This is a genomic window from Alteromonas sp. MB-3u-76, assembly GCF_002831605.1.
In the GTDB taxonomy this organism is placed as follows: domain Bacteria; phylum Pseudomonadota; class Gammaproteobacteria; order Enterobacterales; family Alteromonadaceae; genus Alteromonas; species Alteromonas hispanica.
In genome coordinates, this window is record NZ_CP025115.1 from 2,949,490 (window position 1) to 2,964,084 (window position 14,595).

General features: G+C 44.4%; 12 protein-coding genes. 3 read left to right on the forward strand and 9 right to left on the reverse strand.

What is annotated here, in order from left to right; translation table 11 throughout:
- Window positions 1–128: 128 nt before the first annotated feature.
- The 6 genes from ispH to murJ form a co-directional block, all read right to left on the reverse strand.
- Window positions 129–1,073, reverse strand: coding sequence for a 4-hydroxy-3-methylbut-2-enyl diphosphate reductase (gene ispH / locus CW735_RS13205; RefSeq protein ID WP_100972548.1), 945 nt, complete (start codon window positions 1,071–1,073; stop codon window positions 129–131).
- A 3-nt stretch (window positions 1,074–1,076) separates the two neighbouring features.
- Window positions 1,077–1,544, reverse strand: a complete 468-nt coding sequence (fkpB, locus tag CW735_RS13210) for an FKBP-type peptidyl-prolyl cis-trans isomerase (RefSeq protein WP_100972558.1) — start codon at window positions 1,542–1,544, stop codon at window positions 1,077–1,079.
- Between the two features lie 11 nt (window positions 1,545–1,555).
- Window positions 1,556–2,107: a signal peptidase II gene (gene lspA, locus CW735_RS13215; protein WP_100972560.1), complete on the reverse strand. Its 552-nt coding sequence runs from the start codon at window positions 2,105–2,107 to the stop codon at window positions 1,556–1,558.
- Window positions 2,100–4,919, reverse strand: a complete 2,820-nt coding sequence (gene ileS / locus CW735_RS13220) for an isoleucine--tRNA ligase (RefSeq protein WP_100972562.1) — start codon at window positions 4,917–4,919, stop codon at window positions 2,100–2,102. Before ileS ends, lspA begins: the two co-directional genes overlap by 8 nt.
- A 134-nt stretch (window positions 4,920–5,053) precedes the next feature.
- On the reverse strand, window positions 5,054–5,974 hold the full coding sequence (ribF, locus tag CW735_RS13225; RefSeq protein ID WP_071980122.1) for a bifunctional riboflavin kinase/FAD synthetase: 921 nt from the start codon (window positions 5,972–5,974) through the stop codon (window positions 5,054–5,056).
- A 186-nt stretch (window positions 5,975–6,160) separates the two neighbouring features.
- Window positions 6,161–7,720: a murein biosynthesis integral membrane protein MurJ gene (gene murJ / locus CW735_RS13230; protein WP_071980123.1), complete on the reverse strand. Its 1,560-nt coding sequence runs from the start codon at window positions 7,718–7,720 to the stop codon at window positions 6,161–6,163.
- A 334-nt stretch (window positions 7,721–8,054) separates the two neighbouring features.
- Here murJ and rpsT point away from each other — a divergent pair, with 334 nt between their 5' ends.
- The gene (gene rpsT / locus CW735_RS13235) at window positions 8,055–8,318 is read left to right on the forward strand and encodes a 30S ribosomal protein S20 (protein ID WP_071981307.1); all 264 of its coding nucleotides are present in this window, start codon (window positions 8,055–8,057) and stop codon (window positions 8,316–8,318) included.
- 116 nt (window positions 8,319–8,434) lie between these two features.
- On the opposite strand, the gene CW735_RS13240 is transcribed toward rpsT, so the two are convergent.
- The 3 genes from CW735_RS13240 to CW735_RS13250 all read right to left on the reverse strand — a co-directional run bounded on the left by CW735_RS13240 (window position 8,435) and on the right by CW735_RS13250 (window position 11,215).
- A complete protein-coding gene (locus CW735_RS13240; protein WP_071980124.1) occupies window positions 8,435–9,187 on the reverse strand; it encodes an SDR family oxidoreductase in 753 nt (250 codons plus the stop codon).
- Complete coding sequence (locus CW735_RS13245) at window positions 9,187–10,284, reverse strand: phosphotransferase family protein (RefSeq protein ID WP_071980125.1); 1,098 nt, start codon at window positions 10,282–10,284, stop codon at window positions 9,187–9,189. Before CW735_RS13245 ends, CW735_RS13240 begins: the two co-directional genes overlap by 1 nt.
- Window positions 10,285–10,393: 109 nt before the next feature.
- The gene (locus tag CW735_RS13250) at window positions 10,394–11,215 is read right to left on the reverse strand and encodes an SDR family oxidoreductase (RefSeq protein ID WP_100972564.1); all 822 of its coding nucleotides are present in this window, start codon (window positions 11,213–11,215) and stop codon (window positions 10,394–10,396) included.
- Window positions 11,216–11,577: 362 nt separating this feature from the next.
- Between CW735_RS13250 and CW735_RS13255 the strand changes: the two genes are divergently transcribed.
- Window positions 11,578–13,296 carry a GNAT family N-acyltransferase gene (locus tag CW735_RS13255; RefSeq protein ID WP_100972566.1) on the forward strand — a complete coding sequence of 573 codons (1,719 nt, stop codon included), beginning with the start codon at window positions 11,578–11,580 and terminating at the stop codon, window positions 13,294–13,296.
- A gap of 179 nt (window positions 13,297–13,475) precedes the next feature.
- Complete coding sequence (locus tag CW735_RS13260; RefSeq protein WP_100970735.1) at window positions 13,476–14,510, forward strand: IS110 family transposase; 1,035 nt, start codon at window positions 13,476–13,478, stop codon at window positions 14,508–14,510.
- The last annotated feature ends 85 nt before the right edge of the window (window positions 14,511–14,595 follow it).

The following is a 14,595-nucleotide window of genomic DNA, read 5'->3' on the forward strand; positions in this document are numbered from 1 at the left end:
CTAACTCTAAGATTAGCTTAGAGGTGAGGCGGACCATCTAATTAAACCGCAGCTTTTTGCTGCGGTTTTAAGTTTATCGTGTAGTTGCGGCTGTGGCATTGTTTGAAGGTTTGAGGGCTAGATAATAATCAGCTTACCTGCTTTACGCGCAGCTCCTTAGGAACAGCGAACTCAACATTTTCCTCTCTGCCTGAGCGCTCCGACGCTGACACCGCGCCCCATTCTTTAAGGCGATCGACGACGCCTTGAACCAAAACCTCGGGAGCTGATGCCCCGGCTGTAACGCCAATGTGATTTACATTCTCCAACCACGATTTCTGGATACAATTCGCGTCGGCAATCAAATACGCTTTCGCCCCTATCTTTTCTGCCAACTCACGCAGACGATTTGAGTTTGAGCTATTTTGCGCACCAACTACTAATAGCACATCGCAATCGGTTGCAAGGTCTCGCACTGCATCCTGACGGTTTTGCGTTGCGTAACAGATATCATCTTTACGAGGCCCTTTGATAGCAGGAAACTTTTCTCTCAAGGCATCAATAACGTCGGCGGTGTCGTCTACCGATAAAGTAGTCTGGCTGCAGTAATAAAGGTTAGACGGGTCTTTAACTTCTAGCTTTTCAACGTCACTTTCTGACTCAACCAGGTAAATCCCGCCATCATCATTGCTGTACTGGCCCATGGTGCCTTCAACTTCAGGGTGACCCGCATGACCAATTAAAATACACTCAGTGCCGGTTTTACTCGCTCGCGTTACTTCCATATGTACTTTTGTTACTAGAGGGCAAGTAGCATCAAACACCTTTAAACCGCGTGATGTGGCGTCTTTGCGTACGGCCTGCGATACGCCGTGAGCAGAGAAAATAACGATACTATCATCTGGCACCTCGTGAAGTTCGTCCACAAAAAGAGCACCGCGTTCACGCAGTCCATCAACAACAAACTTGTTATGAACCACTTCGTGACGTACGTAAATGGGTGGCTCAAACATTTCAAGAGCCCGCTCTACTATGGTAATTGCACGGTCTACACCAGCACAAAAACCCCTTGGGTTTGCTAGATGAATTTGCATGTTCTAATTCTCGCTTTGGGCGTGCGTGCCTGGTTTAACATCCAATATTTCGACATCAAAAATGACAGTTTGCCCCGCCAATGGATGATTAAAATCTACAGTGACCGAGTCTCCTGCGACGCTGCGAATGATTCCGGGTATTTCAGATCCATCCGGCTGCGCAAAAGCCAGAATCATACCTTCCTCAATTTTGAGGTCTGCACCAAAACGGCTTCTGTCCATGTAGTGCATATTATTAGGATTTGGCTCACCAAAGGCGTCATTGGCCTCTAAAGTAAAGGCTTTTTTATCACCCTTTTTCAAACCCACTAAGCACGCTTCAAAGTTAGGTGTAAGACTACCGTCTCCCATCACTAATTTCGCTGGCTTGTTGTTTACGCGGGTGCTGTCTGCCGCAGAGCCATCTTCCAATTTCAAGTCGAAGTGAAGAATAACTTCACTGTCATTACCTATTACCAACGATTCTGTCATATTCAATCCGATTACTGCTGAGAGGTTTTGCTGTTATCAGCCTGTGTTTTGTCTTCGCTTTTATCGCCATTCTTAAGCATATCTACGATAAGTAAAGCCGCACCAATAAAAATTGCGCTGTCTGCAATATTAAAGGCAGGCCAGTGCCAATTGTTTACGTAGAAGTCGAGAAAATCGATGACATAGCCATGCACAAGTCGGTCATACACATTGCCTAAGGCGCCACCTAAAATAAATGAAAATGCCACCGGCAGCAGTTTTTGTGAACGCGGCGATTGCTTAAGCCACCATAAAATGACAACGCTGATCCCTATCGCTATGGCAGTAAAAAACCACCTTTGCCACCCACCGGCACTGCTTAAAAAGCTGAACGCTGCGCCATAATTATGAACATGCGTTAAATTGAAGAAAGGAAGAACTTCTATCGATTGATACAAGTCCATCGAGTCTAAAACCGCGTACTTGCTCCACTGATCAAGTACAAAGGCGACGACACTGATCCACAGAAAGCGAAGACCCGTGTCGCGAAAAAGCCCAGTTTTTGACGACGTCATATTAGGCATACTGGCGGACTTCCCCTTCACCATCGATGTTCGTTACGCAGCGACCGCACAACTCCTCGTGGCCTGCGTGTGAGCCAACATCTTCAAGATGATGCCAACAGCGAACGCATTTTTCACCTTTCGCTTTGCTCACGCTTAACCACAAACCATCAACTTCAGTTTCTTGGGCACCTTCTGGCTTAGCTTCTACACGCTCAAGTGAAACGCCAGAAGTGATTAGCACAAAGCGAAGTTCATCACCAAAGCTTGATAGTGTTTCGAACAGCGAATCTGTTGCAAATAAGCTAATGCTTGCTTCTAGTGAGCCGCCTAATTGCCCCTCTTTACGGGCTTTTTCCATGGCTTGGTTGGCCGCGTCTTTCACTCGAATAACGTCGTCCCATAGTGAATCACTGAATGTATCACTTTGAGTAAAGTCGTTAAAACCGTTATACCAAGTCTCAGTGAACACAAACTCACTGCGTTCGCCTGGTAACTCTTCCCAAATTTCTTGGGCTGTAAAGCTTGTAATTGGAGCAATCCAACGAACAAGTGCCTCAACGATGTGATACATAGCAGTTTGACATGAACGACGGGCGATACCGTCAGATTTCGCTGTGTACTGGCGATCTTTAATCACATCAAGATAGAAAGAGCCAAGCTCAATTGAGCAAAAGTGAATTATTTTCTGGGTAACAACCAGAAGGTCGTAACTTTCATACAACTCGAACAGCTCGTCTTGCAGAGCTTTCGCTCTTGCCACAATCCAGCGATCCAGTGCAACCATCTCACTCTCAGGCACTGCATCTTCCACTTTAAAGCCGTTCATATTCGCCAATAAAAAGCGCGCGGTGTTTCGTACCCTGCGATAAGAATCGGCAGCGCGTTTGAGAATTTCATCAGAGACCGCTATTTCACCGCGATAGTCGGTAGACGCTACCCATAAACGCAGAATATCAGCCCCCAATTTGTTTGTGACTTCTTGAGGTGCCACAACATTGCCTAAAGACTTAGACATTTTCTTGCCGTGTGCATCAACGGTAAAGCCGTGGGTTAAAACTTCTTTATATGGCGCGTGTCCATGCATTGCAGTAGATGAAATTAAAGAGGACATAAACCAACCGCGGTGCTGATCCGACCCCTCTAAGTACAAGTCTGCACTTGCCGGTAGGTCTTCTCGGCGGTCAACCACAAAGTAATGGGTCACACCAGAATCAAACCATACGTCCAGCGTGTCTGTTACTTTGTCATAGTGGTCAACGTCACTGCCCAATAGGTCGGCGTCATCGATGTCCCACCATGCTTGGATACCTTTTTTCTCTACTTCCAGTGCCACTTTTTCCATTAACGCAGAAGACTGTGGGTGTACTTCGCCCGTTAACTTATGCACGTATAGAGGAATGGGTACTCCCCAAGTACGCTGGCGAGAAATACACCAATCGGGTCGCCCTTCTACCATTTTTTCAATGCGGTTTTGACCCCACTCAGGGATCCACTTAGTTTGTTTTATTTGTTCCAAAGACTCAGCGCGAAGACCTTTATTGTCCATGCTGATAAACCACTGAGGGGTAGCACGGAAAATAATAGGCGTTTTATGGCGCCAGCAGTGGGGATAGCTGTGCTCGTATTTAACATTGAGGACAAGGTTCCCCTTCTCTTCAACCGTTTCGATAATAGATTCATTTGCTTTGAAAACAAACTGACCGGCAAATAGCGGCGTGTTTTCAAGATACACACCGTTATTACCAACAGGATTGTAAACTTCAATGTCGTACTGCTTGCCCACATTAAAATCGTCTACACCGTGCGCAGGGGCAGTATGAACACAGCCAGTACCCGACTCAGTAGTAACATGATCGCCCAGAATTAATGGGATTTTGATATCAAGAAACGGGTGATTAACCTGTAGCTTATCAAGAGCATCACCAGTACATGTTGCTACTTCGCGGAATTCTTCTACACCGTAACGCGTCATACAGCTCTCAAGCAGATCTTGAGCCACTACATACCAATCATTCGACGGCTGAACTTCCACAATGGTGTAAGTAAGCTCTGGATTCAAACTAATTGCACGATTTGCTGGTAACGTCCAAGGTGTTGTTGTCCAAATAACAACGCCAGCGTTGTGAGCTAACAAGTCACTTTCTTCAACGCCAAAGGCGGCCGCAATTTCCTTGCTGTCAGCAACGGGAAATTTCACATCAATGGCCGGTGAAACCTTATCTTTGTATTCAACTTCTGCTTCGGCTAGTGCCGAGCCACAGTCCGTACACCAGTGAACAGGCTTAAACCCTTTTTCAAGATGCCCTGAGTCTACAATTTTGCTGAGCGCTCGAATAATGTCGGCTTCAGAAGAAAAGTCCATAGTTTTGTAAGGGTTGTTCCACTCACCAAACACACCAAGACGTTTGAAGTCGGCCATTTGACCATCTATTTGCTTTTGTGCGTAATCGCGACATTTTTGACGAAACTCTGCGGCTGTTACTTTATTGCCTGGCTTACCCACTTTCTTTTCTACCATTAATTCGATAGGTAGACCGTGGCAGTCCCATCCAGGTACATAGGGCGAGTCAAAATCGGAAAGTGTTTTTGACTTTACAATAATGTCTTTTAGAATTTTGTTAACCGCGTGTCCAATATGAATGTTACCGTTCGCGTAAGGAGGGCCATCATGAAGTATAAAAGGCTTCTTACCTTTTTTTGCTTCGCGGATCTTGGTATACACCCCTTTTTCCTGCCAGTCTTTAAGCATCTTCGGCTCGCGCTGAGCAAGGTTACCGCGCATGGGAAACGCAGTTTCTGGAAGGTTCAATGTGGCTTTGTAATCACTCATAAAATTGTATTATCCGGTTACCTTAAGTTTCATCCAATGTCTCTGTGACACTGCGAAGGCGTTATATGATGCGGTTGCATTTACATTTGGTTGCTTTTACATTTAAATGCGCGCTGCGACTTTATCACGATTAACTATGCTAATAACAGACGCGCCTTGACGGCATCTGCCTGTATTTGTTCTTTTAATGCTTCAAACGAAGCGAACTTAATTTCATCTCTAATTTTGGCCATGGGCAGCACGGTTATGGGTTTGCCATACAAATCTGCCGATAGGTCAAAAATATGTACTTCCAATTGGTTACGAACGCCATCAAGGGTTGGTCGCGTGCCGATATTCGCTACACCGTCATAGTGCTTACCGTCAATGTCCACACGCACGGCAAACACGCCATGAATCGGTGTTTTAAACCGCTTAAGCATAACATTGGCGGTGGGGAATCCGATGGTTCTGCCTTTCTTTTCACCATGCACAACACGCCCGTGAACGGCAAAAGGGCGCCCTAACATCTCTGTTGCCAAGCTAAAGTCGCTTTGCGCAAGCGCATCTCTCACCGCAGTAGAACTTATTCGATGAGCATGCATAGTAAAACTTTGCGTACTGACCACATCGAAACCATAACGACGGCCAGCTGCCTCAAGCATGGTGAAGTCGCCCTTGCGACCAAAGCCAAAACGAAAATCATCGCCAACGACTAAAAATTTAACGCCAAGTTTATCCACCAGCAAATCGTGAACAAAGGTGTCGGCGCTTTGTTTTGCAAACTCAGCGTTAAAACGTACAGCAAGTAGTCTATCAACCCCCTGCTGTCTCAACAGCTCGTATTTCTCACGCAGCGGACTTATTCGAGCAGGTGCTTTTTCGGGCGTAAACACTTCTTCAGGCTGTGGTTCGAATACCATAACAGTGGCGGGTAACGACAGCGAGCTCGCTTTTTCCATCACGTTGGCAAGTACAGCCTGATGTCCTCTGTGGACGCCATCAAACTTACCAATCGTTAGAATACACCCCTTATGGTGGGGTTTTACATTGTTTAGCCCGCGGATAAATTCCACTGTTTACCACTACCTTTTTAACTGCTAGAAATTTAAAGCTCGCGATTATAGCCGACCCCGCCTCTAATACCAAGCATACAAGGGCCGGCAAAACTTTCCTTGCTCAGTAAAGACGTTAGAAACGTTGCAATATGATTATAAATAACAAACAACGATTGCCATTTTGAGATGTTTACTCACTACTGCTTACTCGCCACCACTTCTAAAATGACGAGGCCTCATCCCTAACAGCACCATGGTAGTCAGGAAGCCACCAACGGACAGTAATATGGTGATACCTAAGTCTTTCATTTGCTCTATAAGTGCAAGATCGAAAAAAGCCAAGCCGCTGTCGCGATAGTAAATTATTACGCCCATAACAGCACTTGCTAGTAAAACACGCGCAATGAAAAATAATGACGTGCGACTTAATTCAAATACTCCTTGTTTACGCAGCGTGATGTAAAGCAAAGCGGCGTTAAGCGTAGCTGACATACTGGTAGCAATAGCTAAACCGATATAGCCGAACGGAACGGCAAAGATAAGATTAAACACCATGTTCGCCACCATGCACCAAATACCAAATTTCACGGGCGTTTTCGTGTCTTGACGGGAATAAAAGCCAGGGGCCAGTATTTTAACAAGCATAAAGCTAATTAAGCCAAAGGAGTACGCTGTTAAAGAATAAGAAGCCATTATGGCGGTCTCGGCGGTAAATGCGCCTCTTTGAAAAATAACTGTCAAGATAGGGCGAGCCATAGTACCAAGGCCTACAGCAGCTGGAATGCCAAGTAAACACACCATTCGAAATGCCCAGTCGATATTTGCAGCGAACGCTTTAGGATTGTTTGTTACATGGTTTCTCGATAGCGTTGGCAATATCACTGTGGCAATGGCTATACCAAAAAGACCTAGCGGAAACTCTAATAACCTATCTGAATAGTAAAGCCAGCTAATAGAACCTGTAACTAAGAAGCTGGCAATGAAGGTGTCAAATAACAAGTTTATTTGCCCTACAGACACACCGAACAATGCCGGTATCATTAAGGTTCTTACCTTTACAACATTTTCGTCGTGCCAACCCCATTTGGGTTTCACCAGTAGCCCAGCTCGAAATAAGAAGGGTAGCTGGAATAAAAATTGAACGATGCCGCCAATGAATACGCCCCATGCTAATGCAAACGCAGGCTGAGATAAGCTAGGCGAGAGGTAGATTGCGCACAAAATAATGCATACGTTCAGCAACACGGGAGTGAATGCTGCAACGGCAAATTTGTTCAGGGTATTTAAAATGGCCCCAGATAGCCCGGTTAACGATATAAACGCCAAATAAGGAAAGGTGATTTTCAGCATTGCCGAGGCGAGCTCGAATTTGTCACCGGCCTCATCCCCCTGTAGCCAGGCAACAAACCACCCGGTACCAAAAAGTGCCGCGAGTACTGGCGATGCAATAACTCCCACAATAGAAACCAAAAATACAATACCGCCTAACGTTCCGCTTACCTTTGCAACAAACTCGCGCAGTTCTTTTTTATCATCGTTGTTATGTACTTCTGTCAGCACAGGAATAAATGCTTGAGCAAACGCACCTTCTGCAAATAGCCGACGCAAAAAATTGGGGATTTTATTGGCAAAGAAAAAAACATCAGCAGCTGCGCCGTCTCCCATAAGCCTGGCGACAACCACGTCTCTCACGAGACCTAACACCCTTGAAACTAGGGTCATTATGCTAACTATTAAGCCAGATTTGATTAACTTCCGTGACACTTCTGCTTCCGATGGACAATAAAGAGGGGAATAAGCAAATCATGATAACCAAAGGCGATAGCAGGTGAAATGATTTATTCAAAATAGTTGTGCATTTCTATCTATTTTATTGCTATAATCCGCGCCCGTTATGGGATGCAATGTTTTTGCATAGCTTTCGCGACGAATGCGCAACGTGTTGAGCACATCTACTGTATTACAATAGGCTGTGTTTAATAGATTGTGCTTTCAAAATGGCCAACGAATCACATCGTGAAATCGTTTGACAATTTAGCGATTGGTAGGCACAATCCGCACCCTCGTTTTTGACATGAATTTATTTGGGAGTTACACCTTGGCTAACATTAAGTCTGCTAAGAAACGTGCAATCCAAGCCGAAAAGCGTCGTCAGCACAACGCTAGCCGTCGTTCTATGACTCGTACAAGCATCAAAAAAGTAGTTGCTGCTATCGCTCGTGGCGATAAAGAAGGTGCACAAGCTGCATTATCTGCTGCTACTCCAGTACTTGACAGAATGGCTACTAAAGGCTTGATTCACAAAAATAAAGCTGCTCGTCATAAGAGTCGCCTAGCTGCACAAATCAAAGCACTAGGTTAATCTTTACGATTAGCAATTAAAAAGCGCCTTTCGGCGCTTTTTTTATGTCTATAGCTTTTGCAAATAAACTTGAGGCCAAAGTCGCTTTCGCATAGCCCCTCTTCCATAACGCGCTCTTAGCTCATTTTTCTAATGACACTTGCAGGCGCAATGCGCATTATCCAATGCAATACAGCCCACGGCCACGCGGGTACAAAGGCGTTTGCTTTTTCTTTTTCAATAGCACTCACCATTGCGCGACAGCCAACATCGGTATCGACAATAAAAGGGACTTTTTCCACTTTTTCATTTATTTCGCTGCGAATAAACCCTGGATGGATACACGTCACCTTGATAGGAGTATTCATAACATCCATGCGTATTCCCTCAGACAAAGACGTCAGCCCAGCTTTGGTTGCAGCGTATACTGTCATCGCTCGCCTAAAACCTCTCACTGCGCTGATAGACGAAATTGTCACTAAATGTCCGCTATTTTGTTCTCTGAATATGGTCATGGCAGCTTCACACTGCGCCAGCGCAGACACAAAGTTGGTTACCGCCGTTTGCTTATTTGCGTGAAAGTAACCCGTACCGATAGACGCCCCCTTCCCCATACCAGCATTAACAATAACTCTATCCAGAGATCCTAAGTCTTGCTTGAATGCATCGAACACCTCAAACACTGCATCGTGATCATTAACATCTAAAGAACGAATTGCCACTTTGATATTGGGGTTAAGCGCTAGCAACTCTTCTTTCAATGTTTCCAGATTTTCAAAACGCCGTGCGCACAGCGCCAAATTGCGGCCTTTCTTTGCAAATTCGATGGCCATGCCTTTACCCAGTCCAGAGCTTGCGCCGGTAATCAGAATATTTTCTCTTGTTGTCATTATTTTTTTCCTGATGCTTTTATGGCTTTATTGCAACGCCATAACAAATAGTGAATGAAGATCCAAAACCGTTTAAACGCCGGGTTGTTAGTTTGACCGTGGTGATAACGATAATAAATTTGCTGGGCAATACCGGCTAAGCGGAACAGTCCGTAAACTTCATAAAAGGTAAAGTCGTCTATCTCTATTTCCATTTTATTGCAGTAATAAGCAACTACTTGCTGTCGCGTTAGCATTCCCTCTAAATGAGTTGGCTGACGCCGTGTTGACTGCGCTAGAAAGTCATCGTCTGCGTCTACCCAATATGCAAGTGAATTACCTAAATCCATTAGCGGGTCGCCCAGTGTTGCCAACTCCCAGTCAAGCACGCCAATGATTTCTGTATAGTTATCTGGATTTAGCACAACGTTGTCGAAGCGAAAGTCGTTATGAGTAATGCAAATGCGTTCATTGTCAGGCATATTTTTTTCAAGCCAATGCATAACCTTTTTTCCCGACGGTACGTTCCAGGTTTTAGCTTTACTGTAACGCTGACTCCACCCGCTTATTTGCCGTTCTATATAGCCACTGCCCTTGCCTAAATGAGACAAGTCGGCCTGTTTATAATCCACCTTGTGAAGTTCAATTAAACTATCAAGTACATTCGTGCATAACTGGGCAGTTTGTGCCTTAGTAGTAGCTAAATTTCGGGGCAAGTTTTTGCGAGGTATAACCCCGGTAAACTTCTCCATCACATAAAAGTCTGTGCCAATAACGCTTTCATCTTCACAGTAGGCATACATGTTTGGAACATATCGATAGACAGGCTTGAGTGCGTGCTGAAGTCTGAATTCTCGGCCCATATCGTGAGCGCCTTTTGCTTTCGTTCCCGCAGGCGCTCTACGAAGGATCAGTGAAGTGTATTTGTAATCTAAACAATATGTCCAATTTGATGCGCCTCCCGAATATTGAGTAACGGAAGGAAGAGACGAGCAATTATCACAGCTTGCTTTCACTTGATCTGATAAATTTTGCTTAAGCCACGCATTCACAGCATCAACATCAAGCTCTTCACCCTGTCTTACATTTTGTGCTTTGTCTACAACATTCTTATTCATTATCTCTCCGCTTGGTTCGAAATTACTCAGGCATTCGCTTTATGCTGCTCTACACGCTATTACAAGAAAGCGCGCTGTGCCCGAAAAACCCGTTATGCAAAAAAATCCATTACGCGCTTTGTTTAGCCATCGCCTTTTTCATTGCTTTTGTTTTCGATAGCATCATATTTATGTAGCGCATCGACGGGAGAAGTTTTTTCAATAAATATGCCTGTTTACCTAACTTATGGGTCAAAATTAAGAATTGTTTGGCCATAACCTGCTCATAAACGATATTAGCCACATCTTCTTTACTAAGGTCAGCTTTTGCAAAAAGCTTTTTGAGCATTGTGTGCGATGCAGGATTTGAACTGCGCATCGACTCATCAAGATTGGTTTTGAAAAAACTTGGGCATACCACACTAACATTTATATTATCTGGTGCTAGCTCAAGCTTCATTGTTTCAGAGAACCCCACTACCGCGGCTTTCATTGCGTTGTAGCTTCCCATATATGGAATCGGGGGCAATCCTGCTTGTGAGGCGATATTGACGAAATAACCATGCCCTTGAGTTTTCATCATAGGTAAAAATGCTCTACTCACGCGCACCATTCCCAGCATATTGATATCACATACCCACTGCCATTGTTCGAGTGTTTCATCAAGTAAACTTCCCCCCGTAGCAACACCGGCGTTGTTGAAAACGTAGTCGACGCCTTCCCACTTTGTACGCAGTGTACTGGCAAGCTTTCCTACATCGGTATCCGAGGTGATATCACAAGAAATAAAAAATGCGTCTGCGCCAAGGGACGTTAACTCATGTACGGTCTCGTTACCTCGCTCACTGTTCACATAGGCAATGCAAATTTTAATTTTTTCGTTCTTCTCTGCCCATTTGATCGCAAGGGATTTTCCCAGACCTGTTGCTCCACCTGTCACCACGATACGCATATTGTTTTTCTCTTATTATGTTTTTATGTGCTCTTTAAATGTTCGAAATTTTTAACAACCTTATTGCTAGCGCGTGTTGAGCATTGCTGACGAAACATTTTATTTACATCCCGCAGTTTACTTACTTTTTCAGTAAATTCAAAAATGTATGCTTACCTAACAAACTGCTGCAATGGAGGAGAATGCATGGGGCGATGCCATAGAGGTAGAAGATTCAAGGTGAGCACGTAAACGAGAAATACACATATCAATGTTCTTCGTTATTACAATCTGTGCGTTTGCTTTTGTAAAATAACTGACAAAAAAGTATGTCAAAAACGTCACATTGCACTGTTATCGTTTGCAAAAACACGAGAGAAACTATGTTTACTGTCAACGACGTTTTAACCAAACATTACCCTCAAGTTGCGAACAAGCCATTATTGTTTAAGTCACTGTCTTTTGCCCTTAGCCATCTGCTGCACGAAAAAGACATTCAAGAGTTTGGAAAAACCTATCCGCACTACCATGACATCGATTTTGTTGAACAAGTTTTAGCCTATTTCAATATTAGTTACTCTACCAGAGATATTGAAAAAGAGCGTATTCCCCATGAAGGGCGAGTGGTTATTATTGCAAACCACCCTATTGGCTCTCTCGATGCCCTAGCACTAATAAAGTTGGTAAGTGAAGTTCGCCACGATTTAAAAGTAGTTGCGAACGAAATGCTTATGGCTATTTCGCCGCTACACGACATGCTTTTACCGGTTAATAACATGGAAGGCGGCACGCCCAAGCAACATTTATCGGCAATACATTCACATCTTGCTGAAGAGGGCGCCGTATTAATTTTTCCTGCAGGCGAGGTATCTCGTCTTCGTCCTCAGGGTGTGCGTGATACCCATTGGAACTCAGGGTTTTTGCGCATCGCGCGCCAAGTAAAATCCCCTATTCTTCCAGTTTTTATCGACGCCAAAAACAGCCCACTATTTTATGGCGTTTCGATGATTTATAAACCCCTCGCCACTGCTTTGCTGGTTAAAGAAATGTTCAAGCAGCGACGCAAACACCTGCCAATACGTATCGGTGAACTCATTCCGTTTGAGTCTTATCAGCGACCATCAATAAACATCAAAGAAAAAGTAAAACTGTTTAAGCGACACCTTTACCGAATTGGCAGTAATAAGAGTGGTGTTTTTGAAACGCAGGCGCCTATTGCTATGCCCGAAGATAGAAAAGTCCTTTCTCAGGCCATTCGAAACTGTGAGCATTTAGGTCAAACCTCTGATGGGAAATCGATTTATTTATACCAGCATAAACACTGCTCTCCCGTGATGAGAGAAATAGGTCGACTACGCGAGATAGCATTTAGAGCCGTTGGAGAAGGAACTAACAAACGACGGGATATCGATCAGTATGACTCACACTATTATCACCTTGTGCTGTGGGATGCGGACGATTTGGAAATTGTTGGTGCATATCGCTTCGGCGACGCTGAAATACTCTCTAAAACTAACCATGAAACCGGGCTTTACTCTGCAACACTGTTTGATTACGGCGATAACAATGACGCACTTTTTCAACAAGGTTTAGAACTGGGAAGAAGCTTTGTTCAACCTCGCTATTGGGGTAAGCGTAGCTTAGATTATCTCTGGTACGGCATTGGTGTATTTCTAAGTCGCTACCCAAAATATAGGTATTTGTTTGGTGCAGTTTCACTAAGTAACGCCTATCCTGAGCCAGCAAAAAATTTGCTAGTGCAATTTTACTCCACGTACTTCCCTCCAAAGTTCGGAAATGCTAGCTGTAAGCGCCCCTTTCAGGTAGGAAAGGACACTCCACATGTGTTTAAGGGTGACAATTACAAAGTGGAATTCACCCAACTAAAACATCTACTGGCCAACATGGGGGTGAATGTGCCAACACTGTACAAACAGTATTCAGAAATTGCCCGTACTGGCGGAGTTGCGTTTCTCGGCTTTAACGTAGACCCAGACTTTAACGACTGTATAGATGGGTTAGTGGTAGTGGACACCATGAAAATAAAAGACAAAAAACGAAAAAGATACTTAGAACATGAAGAGTTAAAGGAAACAGCCTAGGCAGGCCCTACTGCCCTTTTTGTTTGGCAACATGAAAACTTATTTATGAATGCGGCTGTAACGTTGTGATGTTGGCATTTAATGCAATAGATTAATGGTATGGACCCTCTCCTCCCATAAAGGCTTCAAATGAGCCAAGATAGAGTTATTCAAATCACTATCAAGAAGAAGAGGGTCACATGAATAAGATAACAATAGGTCTTGATATCGCCAAGTCTGTTTTTCATTTAGTTTTTATGAATCAATCAGGCAGAGTGCTCAGAAAGAAGAAGTTAAGGCGTCACCAGATGTTGTCCTATTTTAGTCATCTGGAGCCAAGCATTGTAGTGATGGAAGCCTGTGGAAGTTGCCATTACTGGTGCAGGGAATTGACGAAAGCCGGGCATGAAGTCAAAGCGATAGCACCGCAATACGTTGTAGCATACCGAAAAGGCAATAAACATGATTACAATGATGCAGAGGCGATAGCCGAGGCTTCACAACGCGAAGGGATGCGATTTGTGCCGTTTAAGTCTCAGGAACAACAAGATGTCCAGCTTATGCATCGGATTAGAGAGCGTATGATAGCGCAGCAAACGGCGTTGAGTAATCAGATAAGAGGCTTGTTGAGCGAATACGGTATTGTGTATGCACGGGGTGTAGCGGCTTTGGTGAAAGAACTGCCTTTTACCCTGGAAGAGGCTGACAATGGATTGAGTATGCTAGCTCGCCGACAGTTTCAAGGCTTACTCAATGATTTGCGGGAACTGCGGGAGCGCATAAAAGAAATGGACAAGGAGTTGAAAGCGTTCTCACAAAGCCAGCCTGTATGCGAGCGTTTAATGAGCATGACAGGAATCGGGCCATTGATTGCTACCGCGTTATATGCAGGCATTGGACAAGGCCAGGCTTTTAATAGCGGCCGACATTTAGCCGCTTGGTTAGGTGTAGTGCCCAAACAACATACAACGGGAGATAACCCGAGGTTGTTAGGTATTAGCAAGCGAGGGAACACGTATTTACGCACCCAGATGATTAACGGAGCCAGAGCCGCCTTGCGCCATATTGGAGATAAAACCGATAACGTGAGTCAGTGGTGTCGGGCATGTTTAGCCCGCATGAGCTTTAACAAGGCGTGCGTCGCACTGGCTAACAAAATGGTAAGAATGGCCTGGGCTATGCTGCATTACCAACAGGATTATCAGCCGGGACTGATAAATAAAGCAGCGGCTTAGCCGATGAAACCCAAACCAAAGTTAAGTAAATAATCTAAAACAGGAAGCCTATCAACATATTGCAAAAAGACAATGTACTGATGAT